Raw genomic sequence first — 21821 nt, 5'->3', positions numbered from 1 at the left:
CGGGCATGATAGGGCTTGCCGCGCGCATCGCAGCGGGATTTCATCGCCCCAACGGCCCGGAACCGCGGGCCGGGGAGGAAGCACGATGTTCCGGACCACCCTTCTGGGCATGGCGGCCGCGATGGCCCTGCCCGTCCTCGCCGCCGCGCAGCAGGCGGCGCCGCCCGCATCGGCCGCATCGCCCCCCGCCTGGGCGCAGGGCCGCCCGCCGGAGATGGCCGCCTCCCCCCTGGCCCCGCACCCGCCGCGCCTGACCGCCACCCCGCCCGAGCGCATCCCGGTGGCGCGGCTGCGCCTGCCCGAGGGCTTCCAGGCCGAGCTGTGGGCGCATGGCCTGCCCGGCGCGCGCGTCATGGTGCGCGGCCCCAACGGCACGATCTTCGTCGGCACCCGCACCATCGGCCGCGTCTACGCCGTGCGCGACACCGGCGCTGCGCGGGAGGTGAGCGTGTTCATGCAGGGCCTCACCCAGCCCTCCGGCCTCGCGGTGCGCGACGGCGCGCTGTGGATCGCCGCCATGCACCGCGTGCTGCGGGTGGACAACGTGGAGGCCAACCTGGCCAACCCGCAGCCGGTGGAGCTGACGCAGGCCTTCGGCCAGGCGACCGAGCCGCACCACGGCTGGAAGCACATCGCCTTCGGGCCGGACGGGCGGCTCTACATCCCGCGCGGCGTGCCCTGCAACATCTGCGAGTTCGACGGCGAGCGCTTCGCGCTGATCGAGTCCTGGAACCCCGACGGCAGCGACCGCCGCATCGAGGCGCGGGGCGTGCGCAACTCGGTGGGGTTCGACTTCCACCCGCGCACCGGGCAGCTGTGGTTCTCCAACCACGGGCGCGACTGGGCGGGCAACGACAACCCCTCCGACACGCTGCACCTGCTGCGCGGCCGCGGCGAGCATTTCGGCTTCCCCTGGTGCGCCGCCGGCTTCCAGGACCCGGCCATCCCCAATGCCCGCCTGTGCAGCGAGTTCCCGGCGCCCGACGCGCTGCTGGGCCCGCACGTCGCGCCCATCGGCACGCATTTCTACACCGGCACCGCCTTCCCCGAGCGCTACCGCGACGCGCTGTTCATCGCCAACCAGGGCTCCTGGAACCGCCCGCGGCTGAGCGGCTTCAACGTGGTGGTGCTGCGCCAGGACGCCAGCGGCCGCTTCAGCATGGAGGAGTTCATGGGCGGGCTGCGCGACGACGCCACCCAGCGCTTCTCCGGCCGCCCGGCCGGGCTGCTGACCATGCCCGACGGCGCGCTGCTGGTGTCGGACGAGGACAACGGAGCCATCTACCGCATCACCTACCGGCGGTGAGGGCGCTGGCCCTGCTCGCGGGGCTGGCGCTGGCCGGCCCCGCCGCGGCGCAGGAGGCGGCGCGCGCCGCCCCGGTGGTGGAGGCGCGGCAATGCGGCGCCTGCCACGGCCCTGACGGGCGCAGCACCCTGCCGGAGATGCCCTCCCTGGCCGGGCAGCAGCCCGATTTCCTCGTCATCCAGCTCATCCTGTTCCGCGAGGGGCTGCGCGACGTGCCGGCGATGGCCGAGCCCGCGCGCGGCCTGACCGACGCGCAGGTGGAGGACATCGCCGCCTGGTTCGCCGCCCTGCCCTCCGGCCCCAAGGCGGACCGCGGGCCGCGCGTCGACGCGCTGGCGGCGCGGGGGGCGGAGGTCTCGGCGGCGCGCAACTGCAACGCCTGCCACGGCGCCGGCTATTCCGGCCGCGCCAACGTGCCGCGCATCAACCACCAGCGCGAGGACTACCTGCGCCACGCGCTGCTGCAGTACCGCGACGGCACGCGGGTGGGCATGGACACCCAGATGAACGGGGTGATGCACGGGCTGGGCGACGCCGACATTGCCGCCCTGGCGCACCACCTGGCGCACGCCCCCTGACGCGGGGCCGCCCGCACGCCTTGATGGCGGCCCGCCGCCGCCCGACATGGGCGGGATGCGCCTGGACAACTCCTATGCCCGCCTGCCGCCGCGATTCTACGCCCGGCTGGACGCCACCCCGGTGGCGCAGCCGCGGCTGCTGAAGCTCAACGCCCGCCTGGCGGCGGAGATGGGGCTGGACCCCGCCTGGCTGGCCTCCGATGCCGGGGTGGCGGTGCTGGCCGGCAACGCCGCGCCGGAAGGCGCCGAGCCGCTGGCCCAGGCCTATGCCGGCCACCAGTTCGGCGGCTTCGTGCCCTCGCTCGGCGATGGCCGCGCCCTGCTGCTGGGCGAGGTGCTGGCGCCTGACGGGCGCCGGCTGGACCTGGCGCTGAAGGGCTCCGGCCCCACCCCCTTCTCGCGCCGGGGCGACGGGCGGGCGGCGCTGGGCCCGGTGCTGCGCGAATACGTGGTGAGCGAGTCGATGCACGCCTTCGGCATCCCAACCACCCGCGCCCTGGCCGCGGTGGCGACCGGCGAGTGGGTGATGCGCGAGGACGCGCTGCCCGGCGCAGTGCTGGCGCGGGTGGCCGCCAGCCACATCCGGGTGGGCACCTTCCAGTACTTCGCCGCGCGCGAGGACCTGGAGGGCGTGCGGGCCCTGGCCGACCACGCCATCGCCCGCCACGACCCCGCGGCGGCGGAGGACCCCGAGCCCTACGCCGCCTTCCTGCGCGGCGTGGCCGAGCGCCAGGCCGACCTCGTCGCCGCCTGGATGGCGGTGGGCTTCGTCCACGGCGTGATGAACACGGACAACTGCACCGTCAGCGGCGAGACGATCGACTACGGCCCCTGCGCCTTCCTGGACGCCTACCACCCGGCGGCCGTGTTCTCCTCCATCGACCATGGCGGGCGCTACGCCTTCGCGCAGCAGCCGCGCATCGCGCTGTGGAACCTCACGCGGCTGGCCGAGTGCCTGCTGCCGCTGCTGGCGGCGGAGGAACAGCCGGCCATCGCCAAGGCCAGCGCGGCGCTGGACGCCTTCGCCCCGCGCTTCAACGCCCGCTGGCGCGAGGCCCTGCGCCGCAAGCTGGGGCTGATGGAGCGCGACGACGCCCTGGCCGACGCGCTGCTGCAGGCGATGGCGGAGAACGAGGCCGACTTCACCCGCACCTTCCGCCGCCTGGACGGCGACGCCCGCGCGGAGTTCCGCGACCCCGCGGCCTTCGACGCCTGGGCCGAGGGCTGGCGCGCCCGCGTGGCGGCGGAGGGCATGGACCCGGCGGCGCGCCGCGCCATGATGCAGGCGGCCAGCCCGGCGCGCATCCCGCGCAACCACCAGGTGGAGCGCGCGCTGGCCGCCGCCGCGCAGGGCGACATGGCCCCCTTCGAGACGCTGCTGGCCGCGCTGGAGCACCCCTTCGACGACGACCCGCGCTTCGCCGCCTTCGAGCAGGCGCCGCGGCGCGAGGAGCGGGTGACGGCCACCTTCTGCGGGACCTGACCTTCGCGCGGCGCCCGGCGTCAGCGCCCGGCCCACCACCCCAATGCGAAGCCGCCCAGCCCCAGCCCCAGGCTTGCCGCCACGTAGAGCGCCGCCTGCCACGGCGCGCGCTCCCACAGCAGGGCCGTTTCCAGGCTGAAGGCGCTGAAGGTGGTGAAGCCGCCCAGCACGCCGGTGACGAGGAACAGCCGCGCCGGGCCCGACACCCCCTGCGCCGCCAGGGCGCCGATGGCGGCGCTGCCCAGCCCGTTCACCAGCAGCGTCGCCCAGGGCCAGGGCAGCCACAGCGACACGCCCCAGCGCGCCGCCGAGCCCAGCGCCCCGCCCGCCATCACCGCCAGCAGGTTCACCGGCGCCGCCGCGCCCATTCGCGCAGGCGCTCGGCCACCGCGGCCTCGGCCCCGCGGCCGGTGGGGCGGTAGAGCGTCGGGCGGGCCATGCCCTCGGGGAAGTAGCCGGCGCCGCTGAAGCCGTCCTGCGCGTCGTGGTCGTATTCGTAGCCCTGGCCGTAGCCCAGCTCCTTCATCAGCCGGGTGGGCGCGTTGAGGATGTTGGGCGGCGGCATCAGCGAGCCGGTCTGCCGCGCCAGGGCCTGGGCTTCCTTCCACCCGGCATAGACGGCGTTGCTCTTGGGCGCGGTGGCCAGGTGCACCACCAGCTGCGCCAGCGCCAGCTCGCCTTCCGGGGAGCCAAGGCGCTCGAAGGTCTCCCACGCCGCGATGGCCAGCGGCAGCGCCGCCGGGTCGGCCATGCCCACGTCCTCCGCCGCGAAGCGCGTGAGGCGGCGGGCGATGTAGCGCGGGTCCTCGCCGCCCTGGACCATGCGCGCGAACCAGTAGAGCCCGGCGTCGGGGTCGGAGCCGCGCAGGGATTTGTGCAGGGCGGAGATGAGGTTGTAGTGCTCCTCGCGGTCCTTGTCGTACAGGGCAGCGCGGCGGGACAGCAGCGCCTGCAGGGCGGCCTCGTCCAGCAACTCCCCGCCCTCCGCCAGCACCTGCTCGGCCAGGTTGAGGGCGTAGCGGCCGTCGCCATCGGCCATGGCGCCCAGCAGGGCGCGCGCGCCCGCCGTCAGCGGCAGGGGGCGGCCCTCCAGCGCCTCGGCGCGGGCCAGCAGCGCCTCCATCGCCGCCTCGTCCAGGCGCTTGAGCACCAGCACCTGGCAGCGGCTCAGCAGCGCGCCGTTCAGGGCGAAGCTCGGGTTCTCCGTGGTGGCGCCCACCAGCACCACGGTGCCGTCCTCCACCACCGGCAGGAAGCCGTCCTGCTGGGCGCGGTTGAAGCGGTGCACCTCGTCCACGAACAGCAGGGTGCGCCGGCCGGCGCGGCGGCGGGCGCGCGCCTCCTCGAAGGCGCGCTTGAGGTCGGCCACGCCGGAGAACACGGCCGAGAGCGCGACGAACTCCAGCCCCGCCGCCTCGGCCAGCAGGCGGGCGATGGTGGTCTTGCCCACCCCCGGCGGCCCCCACAGCACCAGGGAGGACAGCGAGCCGCGCGCCAGCATGCGTGCCAGCGAGCCCTGCGGGCCCAGCAGGTGGTCCTGGCCCACCACCTCCTCCAGCCGGCGCGGGCGCAGGCGCTCGGCCAGCGGGGCGTCGGCGGCGGGGGGCGGCGGGGCCTCGCCGGGGGCGGGGCCGAACAGGTCGTCGGAAGGCGGGCGGCGGGCCATGCGGGCAGGGTAGCGCCCCCGGCGCGCCCGGCCTATGCCGCGCCGCCACGCAACCGTCGCTTGACGCCGCGCCGCCCGGGCGGGATGCCCGCGCCCATGCGTCGCCGCGCCCTGCCCGCCCTGCTGCTCGCCTCGCCCGCATCGCTGCTCGCCCGGCCCGCCCCGGCGCAGGAGCGCCCGCTGCGCCTGGTCATCGCCTGGCCGCCCGGCGGCTCGACCGACGCGCTGGGGCGGATGCTGGCGCCCCCCCTGGCCGCCCGGCTGGGGCGCGAGGTGGTGCCGGAGAACCGCTCGGGCGCCGCGGGGGCCATCGGCGCGGCGCTGGTGGCGCAGGCGCCGGCCGACGGCACGGCGCTGCTGCTGGATTCCGGCGGGCACGCCACCAACCCCTGGCTGATGCGCGGCCTGCCTTTCGACTACCTCGCCGCCTTCGCCCCGGTGGCGCTGCTGGCCACCCTGCCCCTGCTGCTGGTGGTGCGCGCCGGGCACCCGGCGGCCGATGCCGCCGCCCTGGCGGCGCTGCGGCCCGAGGCCTATGCCAGCGTCGGCGTCGGCAGCCGCACCCACCTGGCGGCAGCCGCCTGGGCGCGCCGCGGCGGCTTCTCCGCCACCCACGTGCCGTTCCGCGGCGGCGCCGAGCAGGTGACAGCGCTGCTGCGCGGCGACGTGCCCTTCGCCTTCGCCTCGGTGGCGCTGGCGGCGCCGCACCTGGAGGCGGGACGGCTGCGGGCGCTGGGCGCCAGCGCGGCGGGCACGCCCTGGCCCGCCCTGGGCCTGGACATCAAGGACTGGCTGGGGCTGCACGCGCCGGCCGCCACCCCGCCCGCCCTGGTGGCGCGGCAGGCCGAGGCGGCACTGGCCGCGCTGGCCGAGGTGGCGCCCCGCCTGCCGCCGCTGGGCATGGCGGCGGACGGGCGCGGCCCGGCCGGCTTCGCCGCGTTCCTGGCGGCCGACCGCGCGGCGATGGGCGCGCTGCTGCGCGCCGAGGGCATCGAGGCCGGCTGAACCCGGCCCGCGCTGCCGCCGCGCCGCGCGGCGTGCTGGACCATGGTCCAGCCTTTGCCGAGAGGACGATCCACCGCATTGACGATTCCCTCAAGGCGGATCGTGCTCTAGGGCTGGGCGCATGATGAAGCGCCGCACCGCCCTCGCCCTGCCCCTGCTCGCCCTGCCCGGCCTGGCCCGCGCGCAGGAATGGGCGCCGGCGCGCTCCATCCGCCTGGTGGCGCCCTACGCGCCCGGCGGCGGGGTGGACACCGCCGCCCGCCTGCTGGCCGGGCCGATGGCCGCCTTCCTGGGCCAGACCGTGGTGGTGGAGAACCGCGGCGGCGCCGGCGGCTCCATCGGCGCCGCCGAGGTGGCGCGCGCCGCCCCGGACGGCCACACGGTGATGGTGGACGCGCTGGCGCACACGGTGAACCCGGCGCTGATGCGCGGCCTGCCCTTCGACTACGCCGCCGCCTTCACCCCCATCAGCCAGATCCTGGTCTGGCCGCAGATCCTGATCGTCCACCCCTCCTTCCCCGCGCGGGACCTGGCCGGATTCGTGGCGCATGTCCGCGCCCGGCCGGGGCAGCTCTCCTACGGCTCCTCGGGCAACGCCACGGCGGCGCACCTGGCCTCGGCGCTGCTGCTCGCCCGCGCCGGGCTGGACATGGTGCACGTGCCCTATCGCGGCGGCGCGCCGGCCCTGCAGGACCTGGTGGCGGGCAACATCGCCTTCGTGTTCGGCACCGTCGCCTCCTCGCTCCAGCTGGCGCAGGAGGGGCGGGTGCGCGCCATCGCCGTGTCCTCCGCCCGCCGGGTGCCCGGCCTGCCCGAGGTGCCGACCGTGGCCGAGCAGGGCTTCGAGGGCTACGAGCTGAACGAGTGGAACGGCCTCTACGGCCCGGCGGGGATGGCGCCGGCCGCGGTGGCGCGCTGGCACGGCGCGGTGCGCCACGCCCTGGCCGACGCGGCGGTGCGCTCCCGGCTGGACGCGCTGGGCGCCCTGCCCCTGGGCACCGCACCGGCCGAGTTCGCCGCCTATGTGCCCGCCGAGCGCGCCCGCATGGCCGCCCTGGTGCGCGAGGCCGGCGTCACCATCGAATAGAGCACGATCCGCCTTGATGGAATCATCAAAGCGGTGAATCGTCCTCTCAGCAAAGGCTGGACCATGATCCGCGTCTGCGCACATGATCCAGGCGCTACTTCTCGCCCAGGTCCCACCACAGCCCGGCGAAGGCCAGCAGCCCCTCGCGCGCCGGGCCGGGCAGCAGGTGCTCGTCCGGGCCGTGCTGCTTGCAGCCATTGTAGGAGTGCGGCACCCAGACCAGCGGCGTGCCCAGGTGGTCCACGAAGACGTCGCCGGGCAGGCCGCCGCTGCTGTTGGGGATCACCTGCACCCGCCCACCCAGCGAGCGCTCCATGCTGCCCCGCGCCCATTGCACCCAGGGATGGTCCGGCGCGGTGCGCGATGCCGCCATGCGCACCCCGGCATTCTCGATCAGCACGCGGTGCAGGCCGTGCGCGTCCAGGTGGCGGCGCAGCGCCGGCTCGAAGCCCTCGGTGTCGGCGTCCACCGTGTAGCGGATCTGGCAATGGGCGCGGGCGTCGGGCGCCACGGCGTTCACCGGGTTCTCCGGCCGGCCCGACACCATCGCCAGGATGATGAGGCTGTTCCAGCCGTAGATCTTCTCCGCCGCGCTCAGCCCGGGCTCGCCCCAGGCCTCGTCCACGGTGGCGGCCTCGCCGCCGCCGCCCACCGGGCAGCCCTCCAGCACCGCCTTCACCGCGGGCGGGACGCCGCCGGCGGGCAGCCATTCGCGCACCAGGATCTTGCCGTCGCGGTCCATCATGGTGCCGATGGCGTGCGCCAGCAGCACCGCGGGGTCGGTGGTCAGCCCGCCCCAGTGGCCGCTGTGCACGCCGCCCGGGCGCAGCCGCGCCACCAGGTCGAAGTGGAAGGTGCCGCGGGTGCCGGTGGCAATGGTGGGCAGCGCCGGGTCCACCCGCGGGCCGTCGCTGGCCAGCAGCACGTCGGCGGCCAGCAGGTCGCGGTGGGCGGCCACGAACTCCCGCAACCCGCGGGAGCCGCGCTCCTCCGCCATCTCGATCACCAGCTTGACGTTGAAGCCCAGCCGGCCGCGGGTGGCCAGCACGGCCTCCAGCGCCAGCAGGTTGATGGCGTGCTGGCCCTTGTTGTCGGCGCTGCCGCGGCCGTACCAGGCGCCGTCCTTCTCCGTCAGGGTCCAGGGGTCCAGGCCGGGGGTCCACTGGTCCTCCAGCCCGCGCACCGTGTCGCCGTGGCCGTACAGCAGGGCGGTGGGGCGCGCGGGGTCCTCCAGGCGCACGCCGGTCAGGATGGGGCCGAAGCCGTCCTCCGGGTTCGGGTGCACCTGCACGGCGAAGCCCAGCCGCTCCAGCCAGGGGCGCAGCCCTTCCTCCAGGTAGCGGCCCAGGTGCGGCGCCCCGGCCGCGTCCTGCGAGGTGGAGGGGATGGCGACCAGCCGGGCCAGGGTGTCCTTCAGGCGGCCGGTGTCGAAGAGGGCGGCGGCGGCGGCGAGCGCGGCGTCACGGTCGGGCATGGCGCGCACCATGCCCCGGTGGGAGTCACGGCGCCAGACCCGCCCGGGCGCGCAGCCAGGCGCCCAGTTCGGGCAGGCGCACCGGGCTGGCGGCCGGGCCGTCGGCGCGCAGCGCCACCTCGGGCGCCGAGGGGAAGGCCAGGCGCAGCGCCAGCACCTCGCGCGGCAGGTCCAGCCGGCCGGAAAGGGCCAGCGCCAGCCCGCCCTCGGCCAGCAGCGCGCCTTCCTCCACCGTCGCCACGCCGTCGGCGAGGGACAGGCGGATCTCCGCGCGCTCCAGCGGGGTGGCGCCGCCGGCCAGGGCGGAGCGCAGCGCCGCCTCGGCGCGGCGGGTGTCCTCCCAGCCCAGGGCGGCGGCGGCGGCGGTGGCGTCGAAGCCCTGCGCCACGGCGTCGCGCAGCGACAGGCGGGCGGTGCCCGACAAGGTCTCGCGCAGGGCCGCCGGGGCGTGGCCGCGCGCGGCCAGCCGCCATTCGGCGCCCAGCCGCCCGGCGGTGACGTCCAGCGGCGTGCCGAAGGCCGGGCCGGCCAGCACCGCGTCGGCCAGCGCGCCCTCGGCCTCCAGCGCGGCGCCGGCGCGGCGCAGGCGCAGGCTCGCCTCGCCGCCCAGCACGGCGGCGCGGCCCTCCTCCAGCCGCAGCGCCGCGGCGTCGGCGCGCAGCGCGGCGCTGGCGGCGGACAGCGCCGGCAGGCCGGGCGCCGCCACCGTGTCGGCGCGCAGCGCGAGGTCGAGGTCCGGCCACGCCTCGGGCAGCAGGGCGCCCCATTCGGGCAGCGGCAGGTGCTCGAAGTGCAGCCGCCCGGCCACGGCGCGCCGCGCCCCCCCGCGCGAGACGCTGCCCTGGCCGCGGGCGCGCAGGGCGCCGGCCACCAGGTCGAAGCCGTCGCTGGCCCAGGCGTCGGGGCGCAGCTGCCAGTTCGCCACCAGCGAGAAGGAACCCTCGCCCAGGAAGTCCGGCGCGGCGCCGCCGAAGGCGCCGCCCAGCAGCCGCACCGCGCCGGGGTGGCGGGCGGTCAGCGCGCCCTGGCCGCGCCCGGCGGGCCAGTCCAGCGTGCCCTGGCCCTCCAGCCGCGCTTCCGCCAGTTCCAGCTCGCCGCGCAGGGCCAGGGCGTCCAGCGGGCCGGCGGCGGCGGCGCGCAGCCGCAGCGGCGCCTGGGCCAGCGCCGGGCGGGACCAGCCCAGCCGGGCCAGCAGCGGGCCGGCCGGCCCCTGCGCCTCCAGCGTGGTGTCGGCCAGCCGCCCGCCGGCCAGCCCGCCGGCCAGGGTCCATTCCAACCCCAGGTGGCGCGCGGCGAGGCGGCGGATGACCCAGCGGTCGCCTTCCGCCGCGCCGTCCAGGCTCAGCGCGTCCCAGGTGCCGTCGGCCAGCAGCAGCGAGCCGGCGGCGAGGCGCAGCTGCAGGTCGGCGCCCGGGCCGCGCAGCGCCGCCAGCAGGGCGGGCGCGGTGGTTGGCAGCGGCAGGGCGTCGGCCTCCAGCCCCAGGGCCAGCATGGGACGCGCGCCGTTGCGCCGCCAGGTGAAGCCGCCCGCCAGCCTTGACTCGCCCCAGCGCGCCGCGAGGTCGGTGGCGGACAGCGCCGCGCCTTCGGCCGAGAGGCGCATCTGCGCGTCCAGCGCGCCGGGCGGCAGCGGCAGCGCCGCGGGCCAGCCCAGCGCCTCCAGCAGCGCGCGCGGCTCGCCCGCCGCCACCCGCAGCGCGAGGTCGAGGCGCGGGCCGGCGGAGGCGCCGGTGGCCTCCAGCCGCCCCTCGCCCGGAAGCTCGGCGGCGATGTCGGACAGGGTGAGCCGCTCGCCCTCCAGGTGGGCGGTGCCGCGCAGGCGGCGCAGCCGCAGCGGCCCTAGCGTCGCCCCCTCCGCCGCCAGGTCGAGCGCGACGGGCAGGCGCGCCGCCCCGGCGCCGCGCAGCGCCGCCAGCCAGGGCGCGAGGTCCAGGCGCGGCGCGGCCAGGCTGGCCTCCAGGCGCGGCGCGGCGGCTAGGCGCAGCGCGGCGGCACCGGACAGCGCCTGCCCCCCCAGCTCCAGCGTCAGGCCGGAGGCGGCCAGCACCTCGGCGGAGGCGGACAGGCGGGCGGCGGCGCGGAACGCCCCGGGCGGCGCCGGCAGGAAGGCCGCGAGGTCGGAACCGCTGGCCTCCAGCCGCCCCTCGAAGCCGCCGGGGCCGGGCAGGATGCCACGCGCGGCCACCATGCCGCCTTCGGCCGCCACCGACAGGTCCAGCGGCGCCGCGCCATCCTCCCCCGCGCGGCCCAGCGTGGCGGCGAAGCCCAGCGGCCGCCCGTCCCAGCGCAGCGTGCCCTCGGCCGACAGCGCCTCGGCGGGGCCGCCGGCCAGCAGGCGCGCCTGCACGCCCTCCAGTGTCACGCCGCCGACCAGGATGCGCCCGCGCTCCACCCGCGCATCCAGCGCGGTCAGCCAGGGCGGCGGCACCAGCCCGGCCAGGGATTGCGGCGGCCAGGGCAGGCGGATCTCGGCGCCGACCAATGCGGCCTCGCGCACCACCAGGCGGCCCAGCAGCAGGGAGGGGCCGTCGAGGCGCAGGTGCAGGGATTCGGTGGCGATGCCCAACCCATCCCCGCCCTCGCCGATCAGCACGCCGGAGGCTTCGAGCACCGGGCGCGGCAGCAGGGTGACGTGGAGCGGGCCGGACAGCGCCACCGGGCGGCCGAGGCGCTCGGCGGCGAGGCGCGCGACTTGGTTGCGCCGGGCGTCCCAGTCGATGAAGGCGGGGGCGGCCAGCACGCCGGCCATGGCTGCGCCGAGCGCCGCCACGCCAGCCATGAGCCACCACCGCCCCCGCATCTCACCCCTTCCGAAGCCTCGCATTCCTTGTGGGGGAGGAACGGGGCGCGTGGAAGGGGGGAAGTCCCTAGGCGGCGCCCCAGCCGCCGCCGCCGGGGGTTTCCAGCACCAGCACGTCGCCGGGCTCCAGCATCGCCTGGCCGGTGTTGCCGGGCATCCCGGTGCGGCTGCCGTCGGCGCGCTCCACCCATTGCCGGCCGGGCGCGCCATCCGCCCCGCCATGCAGCCCGTGCGGCGCGACGACCCGGCGCGAGGCGACGATCACCGCCTCCATCCGCCGCAGGAAGCGGATGCGCCGGCGGGAGCCGTCGCCGCCGCGCCACTTCCCCGCGCCGCCGGAACCGCGGCGGATGGAGAATTCCTCCAGCCGCACCGGGTAGCGCATCTCCAGGATCTCAGGGTCGGTCATGCGGGTGTTGGTCATGTGGGTCTGAACGGCCGAGGCGCCGTCGAAGCCGGGGCCGGCGCCGACGCCGCCGCAGACCGTCTCGTAATACTGGAACTCGCCATCGCCGAAGAGGAGGTTGTTCATGGTGGATTGCGCGGAGGCGCAGGCGTCCAGCGCCGCCAAGAGGGCGTTGCAGGTCATCTGCGAGACTTCCGTGTTGCCGGCCACCACGGCGCGCCCCGGCTCGGGCGAGAGGAAGGAGCCGGGCGGCACGATGATGCGCAACGGCTTCAGGCAGCCATCATTCAGCGGGATGTCGGCGCCGACCAGCGAGCGGAAGCAGTAGAGCACCACGGCGCGGCACACCGCGGCGGGGGCGTTGAAGTTGGTGGGGCGCTGCGGGCCGGTGCCGGTGAAGTCGATCACCGCCTCGCGCTTCGCGCGGTCGACGCGGATGGCGACGACCAGGGGCGTGCCGTCATCGGTGCGCGTCTCGAAATGGCCGTCCTTCAGGGTTTCCAGCACCTGGCGGACGGATTCCTCGGCGTTGTCCATCACGTGGCGCATGTAGGCCTGCACCGTGCCCAGGCCGAACTCGCGCACGGCGCGGCGCAACTCCTGCACCCCCGTCTCGTTCGCCGCGACCTGGGCCTTGATGTCGGCCAGGTTCACGTCCGGGGAGCGTGCGGGCCAGGTCGCGCCGGTGAGCAGCGCGCGGAACTCCGCTTCGCGGAAACGGCCGGCTTCCACCAGCAGGAAGTCGTCAATCACGACGCCCTCCTCCTCCAGCGTGCGCGCCGCCGGGGGCGTGCTGCCCGGCGTCAGCCCGCCCACATCGGCATGGTGCCCGCGCGAGCCGACGAAGAACAGGATGTCCTTGCCCGTCTCCTCGTCGAAGACCGGGGTGATGACGGTGATGTCCGGCAGGTGGGTGCCGCCATTGTAGGGGTTGTTCAGCGCCACCACGTCGCCCGGCCGCAGGCTGGCCCCGCGCGAGGCGATCACGGTCTTCACGCTCTCGCCCATCGCGCCCAGGTGGACGGGCACGTGCGGGGCATTGGCCACCAGATTGCCCGCGGCGTCGAAGATGGCGCAGGAGAAGTCCAGGCGCTCCTTGATGTTCACGCTCATCGCGGTGTTCTGCAGCACCACGCCGGTCTGCTCGGCGATGCTCATGAACAGGGCGTTGAACAGCTCCAACATCACCGGGTCGGGCTTGCCCGTCAGCTCGGTGCGGGCATTGGCGCGCAGGGCGGTGCGCCGCAGCACCACGTGGTTCAGCGCCGTGGCCTCGGCGGTCCAGCCGGGCTCGACGACGATGGTGGCGATGCGCTCGCGGATCAGGGCGGGGCCGGGGATGCGGTCGCCGGCGCGCAGGGCGTCGCGGTCCACCACCGGGGCGTCGTGCCAGCGGCCTTCGGCGAAGACGCGCACGCGGTCGAGTTCGGGGATGGCCTCGTCCGCGGCGCGCGGCGACAGCGGGGCTTCGGCCACCGCCTCGCCGGGCAGCGTCACCTCGGCGATGGCGGCCTCCACGATCACCGGGCGCTCGGGCGTCGCGAAGCCGAAGCGGGCGCGGTGCGCCTCGGTGAAGGCGTGCAGCACCGCGCCGTGCGCGCCCATCGGCACCGGCAGGAAGGCGTCGGTGCCCGCGTAGCGCAGGTGCAGGCGGTGGGTGGCGCGCAGGGCGGCGGGGTCGGCGCCCTGGCGCTGGAGCTCGGCGCGGCCCTCCGCTTCCAGACGCGCCAGGGTGGCGGCGATGGCGTCCATGCCGCCGGGCTCCAGCGGCGCTTCCACCGCGGCCTCGCGGATGGCGCTCTGGTCCGCCAGGCCCATGCCGTAGGCGGAAAGCACGCCGGCGAAGGGGTGCAGGAACACCGTCTCCATCCCCAGCTCGTCGGCCACCAGGCAGGCGTGCTGGCCGCCGGCGCCGCCGAAGCAGGTCAGCGCGTATTTCGTGACGTCGTAGCCGCGCTGCAGCGACACCTGCTTGATGGCATGCGCCATGTTGGCCACGGCGATGGTGAGGAAGCCCTCCGCCACCGCCTCCGGCGCGCGGCCGATGCGCTGGGCGAGTTCGGCGAACTTCAGGCGCACCGCCTCGGCATCCAGCGGCTGGTCGCCGCCGGGGCCGAAGATGGCGGGGAAATGCGCCGGCTGGATCTTGCCGACCATCACGTTGGCGTCCGTCACCGTCAGCGGCCCGCCGCGGCGATAGGCGGCGGGGCCGGGCACCGCGCCGGCGCTGTCCGGGCCCACGCGCATGCGCGCGCCGTCGAAGTGCAGGATGGAGCCGCCGCCCGCCGCCACCGTGTTGATCGCCATCATCGGCGCGCGCATCCGCACCCCGGCCACCACCGTCTCGAAGGCGCGCTCATACTCGCCGGCATAGAGGGCGACGTCGGTGGAGGTGCCGCCCATGTCGAAGCCGATGATGCGCTCGAACCCGGCCATGGCGGCGGTGCGCGCGGCGCCGACGATGCCGCCGGCGGGGCCGGACAGGATCGCGTCCTTGCCCTGGAAGCGCGCCGCCTCGGTCAGCCCGCCGGAGGACTGCATGAAATACAGCTTCGTGTGCGCGCCCAGCTCCTCCGCCACCTGCGCCACGTAGCGCCGCAGGATGGGCGAGAGGTAGGCATCCACCACCGCCGTGTCGCCGCGCGGCACCAGCCGCGGCAGCGGGCTGGCCTCGTGGGAGAGGCTGACCTGGGTGAACCCCTCCTCCCGCGCGATCTCCCCGATGCGCCGCTCATGGGCCGGGTGCTTCCAGGCGTGCATCAGCACCACGGCCACGGCGCGGATGCCATCGGCGAAGGCCGCGCGCAGGGCGGCGCGGGCGGCGGCCTCGTCCAGCGGCTCGATCCCGGTGCCGTCCACCGCCACGCGGCCGCCGATCTCGGCCACGCGCTCGTGCAGCAGTTCCGGCAGCCTGACGTGGAGGTCGAAGAGGCGCGGGCGGGCCTGGTTGCCGATCCGCAGCGCGTCGGCGAAGCCGCGGTTGACCAGCAGCAGCACGCGCTCGCCCTTGCGCTCCAGCAGGGCGTTGGTGGCGACCGTGGTGCCCATCTTCACCGCGTCCACCAGGCCCGGCGGCAGGGCGGTGCCGGGCTCCAGCCCCAGCACCTGGCGGATGCCGGCCACGGCGGCGTCGCGGTAGCGCTCGGGGTTCTCGCTCAGCAGCTTGGCGGTGGACAGCGCGCCGTCGGGGGCACGGGCGACGATGTCGGTGAAGGTGCCGCCGCGGTCCACCCAGAACTGCCAGCCCGCATGCCCGATCGCGCCCATGGTCCACACCCCTCGCCTGCCGGGCGACGGTGATAAATCGTCAGCGTTTTGTCAATGTCGCAAGGGGGCTATGCTGCGCGCCATGCCCAAGGCCCCCGTCTCCTCCGCCCACCTGGCCGCCGGTGCCTCCCCGGCGCTGAGCGAGTTCGAGTTCGGGCTGATCCTGTGCTCCGCCGCCTTCGGCCGCTGGATGACCGGCTGCGCCGCCGCCGCCGGCCAGGGGGGGCTGAGCCCGACCGAGGTGCTGGTGCTGCACACCGTGCGCCACCGCGACCGCCCGAAGCGCCTGGCCGAGATCATGCGCGTGCAGGGCATCGAGGACGCGCACATCGCCCGCTACGCCGTGCGTAAGCTGGCCGCCGCCGGCCTCGTCACCCTGGGCCGCCAGGGCAAGGAGCAGACGGTGACGGTGACGGAGGCCGGCCTCGCGCTCTGCGCCCGCTACCACGAGCTGCGCGAGGCGCTGCTGACCCCCGCCTCCGGCCAGGAGGAGGGGCGGCTGCGCGAGGCGGCGGCGCTGCTGCGCGCCCTCTCGGGCCATTACGACCAAGCGGCTCGGGCGGCGGCCACCATCTAAGGCCGCCGCGCGTTGGCGCGGGGCATGACCACCCCGCAGATCCTCGTCTTCTCCCTGCTGGCCACGATGATGGCCCTCTTCGTCTGGGACCGCTGGCGCTACGACCTGGTGGCGCTGATGGGGCTGCTGGCGGCGCTGCTGCTGGGGCTGGTGCCGGCCAAGGACGCCTTCGACGGCTTCGGGGACGACGTGGTGGTGATCGTCGCCTCGGCCCTGGTGCTCTCGGCCGGCATCGCGCGCTCGGGCCTGCTGCGCCGCTTCACCCGGCTGCTGGAGCCGCGGCTGCGCACCCCCGGCGCCCAGGTCGCCACGCTGACGGGCGCGGTGACGGTGCTGGCCATGGGCATGAAGAACATCGGCGCGCTGGCCATCTTCCTGCCGGTGGCGCTGCAGGTGGCCCGGCGCACCGGCACCTCGCCCTCGCTGCTGCTGATGCCCATGGCCTTCGGCACGCTGGTGGGCGGGGTGGTCACGCTGGTCGGCACCTCGCCCAACATCCTCGTCTCGCGCGTGCGGCAGGAAGTGTCGGGCGAGCCCTTCGGCCTGTTCGACTTCACCCCGGTCGGGCTGGGGCTGGTGGCGGCGGCGCTGCTGTTCCTGTCCTTCGGCTGGCGGCTGCTGGGGGCGGCCGGGCGGCGCGCCCCGGCGTCCACCGGCGCCACCGTGGCCTTCGTGGCCGAGGCCCGCCTGCCCGACCCCTGCCCCTTCGCCGGGCAGACCCTGGCCGCGCTGGAGGCCGCCGCCGAGGGCGAGGTGAGCGTTGCCGCCCTGCTGCGCGGCGGCACCCGGCAGGACCTGCCCGACCCCGCCACCGTGCTGGCGACGGGCGATGCGCTGGTGCTGCGCGGCGCCCCCGCGGCCATCCGCGCCCTGGTGGCCGAGGCCGGGCTGGTGCTGGCCCATGCCGACAAGGGCGGCCTGGCCGACCTGCCCGCCGAGGCGGTGGAGGTGGCGGAGGCGGTGATCCTGCCGGCCTCGCCCCTGGCGGGCCGCACCCCGCGGGACCTGCGGCTGCGCCACACCCACGGGGTCAACCTGCTGGCGGTGTCGCGCCGCGGCGCGGTGAACGCCCCGCGGGTGCGCGAGGCGCGGCTGGGCGTGGGCGACGTGCTGGTGCTGCAGGGCCCGGCCGACCGCATGGAAGCCGCCCTGGCCGAGATGGGCTGCCTGCCCCTGGAGATGGGCGCCGCCGAGCTCGGCCGGCGGCGGCTGGACTGGGCGCCGGTGCTGCTGCTGGCCGGCGCCATGGGCAGCGTCGCCCTGGGCTGGCTGCCGGTGTCGGTGGCCTTCTTCGGCGCCGCGGTGCTGACGGTGCTGCTGGGCGTGCTGACCCTGCGCGAGGCCTATGAGGCGCTGGACATCCCCATCCTTGTGCTGCTGGCGGCGATGATCCCGATCAGCGACGCCGTGTCCCGCACCGGTGGGGCGGAGCTGATCGCCTCCGGGCTGGCGGCGGTGGCGGTGCACCTGCCCGCCATCGGCGCGCTGGCCCTGGTGCTGCTGGCGGCCATGGCGCTGACACCCTTCCTGAACAACGCCGCCACCGCGCTGATCATGGCCCCGGTGGCGGCGCAGATGGCGCGCCAGCTCGGCCTGAACGCCGACCCCTTCCTGATGGCGGTGGCCATCGGCTGCGCCTGCGACTTCCTCACCCCCATCGGGCACCAGTGCAACACGCTGGTGATGGGCCCGGGCGGTTACCGCTTCGGGGACTACGCCCGGCTGGGCCTGCCGCTGTCGCTGCTGGTCGCGGCGGTGGCGACGGCGCTGATTCCCGTGTTCTGGCCGCTCAGCGGGGGGTGAGGCTGCCGCCCGCCATCCCCATGTGATAAGGGAAGCGGGCGCGAAGGGCGGGGTCGGCTTGAGCTTCTGGGGCAAGATCATCGGCGGCATCGCGGGCTTCGCCACGGGCGGGCCGCTGGGCGCCGTGCTGGGCGCCGCCGCCGGCCACGCGGCGGATGCCGGCGTCATGGGCGGGCGGCTGGGGCCGAACGCCGCCACCCTGGCCTCGCTGCTCGGCTCCAAGGAGCAGCTCTTCGCCATCTCGGTGGTCGTGCTCTCGGCCAAGCTGGCCAAGTGCGACGGGCCGGTGGTGCGGGCGGAGATCGACGCCTTCAAGCGCCTGTTCCGCATCCCGCCCGAGAACATGCGCGACGTCGCCCGCCTGTTCGACGAGGCGCGCGAGACGGCGGAGGACTTCGAGCCCTTCGCCGACAAGCTGGGCGAGGCCTTCGCCGACAACAAGGCGATGCTGGAGGACGTGCTGGCCGCCCTGTTCCAGATCGCCCGCGTCGATGGCCCGCTGACCAAGGGGGAGGTCCGCTTCCTCCAGCGGGTGCAGCTGGGCTTCGGCCTGCGCGCGCAGGAATGGGAGCGCGCCCGCGACGGCCAGGCCCGGCCGGGTGCGGGCGAATCGCCGGGGCTGGACCCCTACCGCGTGCTGGGCCTGCCGGCGGACGCGACCGATGAGCAGGTGCGCGCCGCCTGGCGCAAGCTGATGCGCGAGAACCACCCGGACACCCTGGCCGCCCGCGGCGTGCCGCCCGAATTCGTCAAGCGCGCCACCGACAAGGTCGCCGAGATCAACGCGGCCTGGGACCGCATCAAGCGGGACCGCAAGCTGTGACGGGCGCGCGGGCGGCCCCAGGCCGCATGGCCCGCCTCGCTGGTCGAGCCCAGCGAGGGGACCGCATCAAGCGGGACCGCAAGCTGTGACGGGCGCGCCTTGAACATTCCCTTCCTGGGCGGGATGCGCGTCACCGAGGCGCCCTCCCCCAACCACGACCCGCGGCCGGAGGGCGCGGTGGTGGACAGCCTCATCCTCCACTACACCGGCATGCAATCGGGCCGCGCCGCGCTGGACCGGTTGCGCGACCCCGCCGCCGCCGTCTCCTCCCACTATCTGGTGGAGGAGGATGGCGAGGTGTTCCGACTGGTGCCCGAGGGGCGCCGGGCCCGCCATGCCGGTGCCTCGCACTGGCGGGGGCGGGAGGCGCTGAACGCCACCTCCATCGGCATCGAGGTGGTGAACCCCGGCCACGAATGGGGCTACCGGCCCTTCCCGGCCTTGCAGATGGCGGCGGTGGCCGACCTCTGCCTGGACATCCTGGGCCGCCACCCGGCCATCGCGCCGCGCAACGTGCTGGCCCACAGCGACGTCGCCCCCGACCGCAAGCAAGACCCCGGCGAGCTGTTCGACTGGCAGGGGCTGGCGAAGCTGGGCATCGGGCTGTGGCCGGCGGACGGCCCGGCGGAGGGCGACCCGATGGCCCTGCTGGGGCGCATCGGCTACCGCACCGGCCTGCCCCTGCCGGTGCTGGTGACTGCCTTCCAGCGCCACTGGCGGCCGGAGCGCGTGGACGGCGTGGCCGATGCCGGCACGCTGCGGCGGATGACCGGGCTGCTGGACGCCATCGGCGAGGCTTGACCCGCCCGCCGGCCCGGCGCATCACCCGCCGCGGTGCCGGGGGGCTGGGCGACCGCTGGTTCCGCGAGCGATCGCGGGGCTGGAGGAAAGTCCGGGCTCCACGGGAAGACGGTGCCGGTTAAGGACCGGCGGGCGGAGGTGTTTCCAGCGGTTCGCCGCTGGCGAGCCGAGGCCCAGGGAAAGTGCCACAGAGAACAGACCGCCGCGGCGCCGCGAGGCCCCGCGGCAAGGGTGAAACGGTGGGGTAAGGGCCCACCGCGCTTCCAGCAATGGCGGCGGCACGGCAAACCCCACCGGGAGCAAGGCCGAATAGGGAGGGCGGTGCCAGCAATGGCACAGGGGTTCCCGCCCCGTCCTCCGGGTTGGCCGCGCGAAGCCCGCGGCGACGCGGGCTCCAGAGGAATGGTCGCCCAGGCCCCGCGAGGGGCTGGACAGAACCCGGCTTACAGGCCCCCTGGCACCGCACATACCTTCCCAAGCATTCAACCTTTGGGTGCATCCCGAGTCCCGCATGCAATTCGCTTTTCGTTCCCTGTCGCCCGGCGGCCACAGGGGACTCTCCCATGCAGCGGCAGTTTGACCCAAACTTCATGACTTCGGGACAACCGCTTGATATGGCAGGATACCGCCTCGCGATCCTCCCAGGGGGTGAGTCCATTATCCCTTGCAGTCCCATCCCATCCCACGTAGAACCATGTCAGCCCGGTTGGAACCAATTCTCGCTCGGGGGGGCGGGCGGTTCGGCAGGGCTGGTCGGGCGAGCCGGCGAGGTCGGGGGGCCTCGTCGGCCGCTGCTCCCCTCCCCTTCAGGAAGGTGCGCAGACCGGTCGGGCCCCCGTGGATGAGGCTGGCAACGGGGGGCGTCCGGAAAAGCGATGACCCAGTTCCGGGGCAGGTTCACCAACAAGCTCGATGCCAAGGCACGGGTTTCCGTGCCCGCTCCCTTCCGCGCGCGCCTGGGCGGCGAGGGCTTGGTGCTGCGCCGCTCCCCCCGCCTGCCCTGCATCGAGGCCTGGCCCGCCGCCGCCTTCGAGGCCGTCGCCACCCCCGTCTCCCCCCTGGACGAGCCCTCGCTGGAGGACGACGCCCTGGCCTATGCCCTGTTCGCCGACGTGGTGGACATCACCCCCGACCCCGAGGGCCGCATGGTCCTGCCGCGGGAGCTGATGGAGCACGCCGGGCTGGACGGGCAGGTGACCTTCCTGGGCAAGATCAACCGCTTCGAGCTCTGGGCCCCCGAGGCCGCCGAGGCGCAGATCGCCGCCGCGCGCGAGATGCTGCTGGCCCGCGCCGGCGGAAAGCCCGGCGCATGAGCCACGTCCCCGTCCTGCTGCCGGAGGTGCTGGCCCACCTCGCCCCCGCCGCCGGCGAGACCCTGCTCGACGGCACCTTCGGCGGCGGCGGCTACGCCCGCGCCATCCTGGAAGCCGCCCCCTGCACCCTGTGGGCGCTGGACCGCGACCCGGACGCCATCGCCCGCGGCGCGGCGCTGGCGGCCCGCTTCCCCGGCCGGCTGCACCTGCTGCAGGCCCGCTTCGGCGACATGGCGGCGGAGCTGGCGGCGCGCGGCGTGACGGCGCTGGACGGCATCGTGCTGGACCTGGGCGTGTCCTCCTTCCAGCTGGACGAGGCGGAGCGCGGCTTCTCCCTGCGCTTCGACGGCCCACTGGACATGCGCATGGAGAAGGCCGGCCCCTCGGCCGCCGACCTGGTGAACACCCTGGGGGAGCGCGAGCTGGCCGCCCTGGTGTGGGAGCTGGGCGAGGAGCGCCATTCCCGCCGCATCGCCCGCGCCATCCTGGCCGCCCGCGCCGAGGCGCCCATCCTGTCCACCGGCCGCCTGGCCGAGGTGGTGCGCGCCGCCGTCCCGCGCGACCCGTCCGGGCTGCACCCGGCCACCCGCGCCTTCCAGGCCCTGCGCATCAAGGTGAACGACGAGCTGGGCGAAGTCTCCCGCGCGCTGGAATCCGCGATGGCCCTGATGGCGCCCGGCGCGCGGCTGGTCATCGTGAGCTTCCACTCGCTCGAGGACCGGCTGGTGAAGCGTGCCTTCCAGGAGGCGGCGGGGCGCTCCCCGCGCGCCTCGCGCCACGACCCCGGCGCCCTGCTGGGCGCACCCCCCGCGGCGGCGCCCTTCCGCCTGCTGACGCCGCGCTCCGTGCGGCCGACGCCGGCGGAATGCGCCGCCAACCCGCGCGCCCGCTCCGCCCACCTCCGGGCCCTCCAGCGCCTTCCCGAAAGCGCCGCCGCATGATCCATCCGCTGACCGCCGTCACCTTCGCCGCCTTCTTCGGCGCCGGCTTCTACGTCTACCAGACCAAGGAGGAGGTGGCGGGGCTGGACCGCGACCTGCGCGACATCCGCCGCCAGACGGAGGCCGAGCTGTCCCGCACCCAGATCCTGGGGGCGGAATGGGCCCGGCTGAACGACCAGGAGCGCCTGCGCGCCCTCGCCGCCGCCCATCTGCGCCACATGCAGCCGATGGAGCCCGCCCAGTTCCAGCGCCTGGACGACGCGCAGCGCCGCCTGCCGGTGGCCGCCGCCTTCGCGCCCCAGGGCACCGGCTTCGGCCCGCGCACGGACGTCGCCGCCGCCCCGGGCGAGGCGCTGGTGGTCACCCTGGCCGACATCCGCCCGGTGTCGCCGCCCGTGCAGCTGGCCCGCGCGCCCGAGCCCGCGCCGGCCCCCGTGGCGGCCCCCGTGGCGGCCCCCGCCCCTGCCGCGCCCGCCGCCGCCGCCTCTGCC

17 protein-coding genes and 1 other RNA gene are annotated in these 21821 nt (G+C 75.9%); 13 read left to right on the top strand and 5 right to left on the bottom strand.

What is annotated here, in order from left to right:
- Positions 1-85 precede the first annotated feature (85 nt).
- From ACI6QG_RS18390 to ACI6QG_RS18380, 3 genes are read left to right on the top strand one after another with little or no spacing between them, the layout of a single operon-like run.
- Entirely contained in the window at positions 86-1306 is a 1221-nt protein-coding gene (locus ACI6QG_RS18390; protein WP_407026047.1) for a PQQ-dependent sugar dehydrogenase, read from the top strand.
- Positions 1303-1884, top strand: coding sequence for a c-type cytochrome (locus tag ACI6QG_RS18385; protein ID WP_407026046.1), 582 nt, complete (start codon positions 1303-1305; stop codon positions 1882-1884). The genes ACI6QG_RS18390 and ACI6QG_RS18385 overlap by 4 nt, the downstream gene beginning before the upstream one ends.
- 46 nt (positions 1885-1930) lie before the next feature.
- Positions 1931-3367: a protein adenylyltransferase SelO gene (locus tag ACI6QG_RS18380; protein ID WP_407026045.1), complete on the top strand. Its 1437-nt coding sequence runs from the start codon at positions 1931-1933 to the stop codon at positions 3365-3367.
- A gap of 20 nt (positions 3368-3387) precedes the next feature.
- Here the strand turns inward: ACI6QG_RS18380 and ACI6QG_RS18375 are convergent, their stop codons facing one another.
- On the bottom strand, positions 3388-3717 hold the full coding sequence (locus ACI6QG_RS18375) for a fluoride efflux transporter FluC (RefSeq protein WP_407026044.1): 330 nt from the start codon (positions 3715-3717) through the stop codon (positions 3388-3390).
- Positions 3714-5033, bottom strand: coding sequence for a replication-associated recombination protein A (locus tag ACI6QG_RS18370; protein WP_407026043.1), 1320 nt, complete (start codon positions 5031-5033; stop codon positions 3714-3716). Before ACI6QG_RS18370 ends, ACI6QG_RS18375 begins: the two co-directional genes overlap by 4 nt.
- A 96-nt stretch (positions 5034-5129) precedes the next feature.
- Between ACI6QG_RS18370 and ACI6QG_RS18365 the strand changes: the two genes are divergently transcribed.
- Positions 5130-6038 carry a tripartite tricarboxylate transporter substrate-binding protein gene (locus ACI6QG_RS18365; protein WP_407026042.1) on the top strand — a complete coding sequence of 303 codons (909 nt, stop codon included), beginning with the start codon at positions 5130-5132 and terminating at the stop codon, positions 6036-6038.
- Between the two features lie 121 nt (positions 6039-6159).
- Positions 6160-7125, top strand: coding sequence for a tripartite tricarboxylate transporter substrate-binding protein (locus ACI6QG_RS18360; RefSeq protein WP_407026041.1), 966 nt, complete (start codon positions 6160-6162; stop codon positions 7123-7125).
- Between the two features lie 94 nt (positions 7126-7219).
- Here ACI6QG_RS18360 and ACI6QG_RS18355 read toward each other — a convergent pair whose 3' ends face one another.
- The 3 genes from ACI6QG_RS18355 to ACI6QG_RS18345 form a co-directional block, all read right to left on the bottom strand.
- Positions 7220-8599 (bottom strand): M20/M25/M40 family metallo-hydrolase, encoded by a 1380-nt coding sequence (locus ACI6QG_RS18355; RefSeq protein ID WP_407026040.1) that lies wholly within the window; start codon positions 8597-8599, stop codon positions 7220-7222.
- Positions 8600-8624: 25 nt separating this feature from the next.
- Positions 8625-11378, bottom strand: a complete 2754-nt coding sequence (locus ACI6QG_RS18350) for an AsmA-like C-terminal region-containing protein (RefSeq protein ID WP_407026039.1) — start codon at positions 11376-11378, stop codon at positions 8625-8627.
- Between the two features lie 88 nt (positions 11379-11466).
- The gene (locus ACI6QG_RS18345) at positions 11467-15072 is read right to left on the bottom strand and encodes a hydantoinase B/oxoprolinase family protein (protein ID WP_407026038.1); all 3606 of its coding nucleotides are present in this window, start codon (positions 15070-15072) and stop codon (positions 11467-11469) included.
- Between the two features lie 82 nt (positions 15073-15154).
- On the opposite strand from ACI6QG_RS18345, the gene ACI6QG_RS18340 reads away from it, so the two are divergent.
- The 8 genes from ACI6QG_RS18340 to ftsL all read left to right on the top strand — a co-directional run.
- On the top strand, positions 15155-15649 hold the full coding sequence (locus ACI6QG_RS18340) for a winged helix DNA-binding protein (protein ID WP_407026037.1): 495 nt from the start codon (positions 15155-15157) through the stop codon (positions 15647-15649).
- A 24-nt stretch (positions 15650-15673) separates the two neighbouring features.
- On the top strand, positions 15674-17452 hold the full coding sequence (locus ACI6QG_RS18335) for an SLC13 family permease (RefSeq protein ID WP_407026036.1): 1779 nt from the start codon (positions 15674-15676) through the stop codon (positions 17450-17452).
- A gap of 58 nt (positions 17453-17510) precedes the next feature.
- Complete coding sequence (locus ACI6QG_RS18330) at positions 17511-18275, top strand: TerB family tellurite resistance protein (protein WP_407026035.1); 765 nt, start codon at positions 17511-17513, stop codon at positions 18273-18275.
- 99 nt (positions 18276-18374) lie between these two features.
- Positions 18375-19076 carry an N-acetylmuramoyl-L-alanine amidase gene (locus ACI6QG_RS18325; protein ID WP_491630751.1) on the top strand — a complete coding sequence of 234 codons (702 nt, stop codon included), beginning with the start codon at positions 18375-18377 and terminating at the stop codon, positions 19074-19076.
- 36 nt (positions 19077-19112) lie between these two features.
- Positions 19113-19538: RNase P RNA component class A (rnpB, locus tag ACI6QG_RS18320), an RNA gene on the top strand.
- Positions 19539-19951: 413 nt separating this feature from the next.
- Positions 19952-20389, top strand: a complete 438-nt coding sequence (locus ACI6QG_RS18315) for a division/cell wall cluster transcriptional repressor MraZ (RefSeq protein ID WP_407026034.1) — start codon at positions 19952-19954, stop codon at positions 20387-20389.
- Positions 20386-21330: a 16S rRNA (cytosine(1402)-N(4))-methyltransferase RsmH gene (gene rsmH / locus ACI6QG_RS18310; protein ID WP_407026033.1), complete on the top strand. Its 945-nt coding sequence runs from the start codon at positions 20386-20388 to the stop codon at positions 21328-21330. The genes ACI6QG_RS18315 and rsmH overlap by 4 nt, the downstream gene beginning before the upstream one ends.
- On the top strand, positions 21327-21821 hold a 495-nt coding region (gene ftsL / locus ACI6QG_RS18305), incomplete at its 3' end, for a cell division protein FtsL (protein ID WP_491630750.1). The genes rsmH and ftsL, both read left to right, overlap by 4 nt.

This window comes from Sabulicella flocculans (assembly GCF_045449635.1).
Classification (GTDB): Bacteria; Pseudomonadota; Alphaproteobacteria; order Acetobacterales; family Acetobacteraceae; genus Roseococcus.
This window is presented reverse-complemented; position numbering and strand designations above follow the sequence as displayed.

Excerpts from the sequence above, each read along its gene's own strand:
- ACI6QG_RS18390 (WP_407026047.1), top strand. The coding sequence starts at position 86 with ATGTTCCGGACCACCCTTCTGGGCATGGCGGCCGCGATGGCCCTGCCC.
- ACI6QG_RS18380 (WP_407026045.1), top strand. The coding sequence starts at position 1,931 with ATGGGCGGGATGCGCCTGGACAACTCCTATGCCCGCCTGCCGCCGCGA.
- ACI6QG_RS18340 (WP_407026037.1), top strand. The coding sequence starts at position 15,155 with ATGCCCAAGGCCCCCGTCTCCTCCGCCCACCTGGCCGCCGGTGCCTCC.
- ACI6QG_RS18315 (WP_407026034.1), top strand. The coding sequence starts at position 19,952 with ATGACCCAGTTCCGGGGCAGGTTCACCAACAAGCTCGATGCCAAGGCA.
- ACI6QG_RS18335 (WP_407026036.1), top strand. The coding sequence starts at position 15,674 with ATGACCACCCCGCAGATCCTCGTCTTCTCCCTGCTGGCCACGATGATG.
- ACI6QG_RS18370 (WP_407026043.1), bottom strand. The coding sequence starts at position 5,033 with ATGGCCCGCCGCCCGCCTTCCGACGACCTGTTCGGCCCCGCCCCCGGC.
- ACI6QG_RS18355 (WP_407026040.1), bottom strand. The coding sequence starts at position 8,599 with ATGCCCGACCGTGACGCCGCGCTCGCCGCCGCCGCCGCCCTCTTCGAC.
- ACI6QG_RS18345 (WP_407026038.1), bottom strand. The coding sequence starts at position 15,072 with ATGGGCGCGATCGGGCATGCGGGCTGGCAGTTCTGGGTGGACCGCGGC.
- ACI6QG_RS18360 (WP_407026041.1), top strand. The coding sequence starts at position 6,160 with ATGATGAAGCGCCGCACCGCCCTCGCCCTGCCCCTGCTCGCCCTGCCC.
- rsmH (WP_407026033.1), top strand. The coding sequence starts at position 20,386 with ATGAGCCACGTCCCCGTCCTGCTGCCGGAGGTGCTGGCCCACCTCGCC.
- ACI6QG_RS18365 (WP_407026042.1), top strand. The coding sequence starts at position 5,130 with ATGCGTCGCCGCGCCCTGCCCGCCCTGCTGCTCGCCTCGCCCGCATCG.
- ACI6QG_RS18350 (WP_407026039.1), bottom strand. The coding sequence starts at position 11,378 with ATGGCTGGCGTGGCGGCGCTCGGCGCAGCCATGGCCGGCGTGCTGGCC.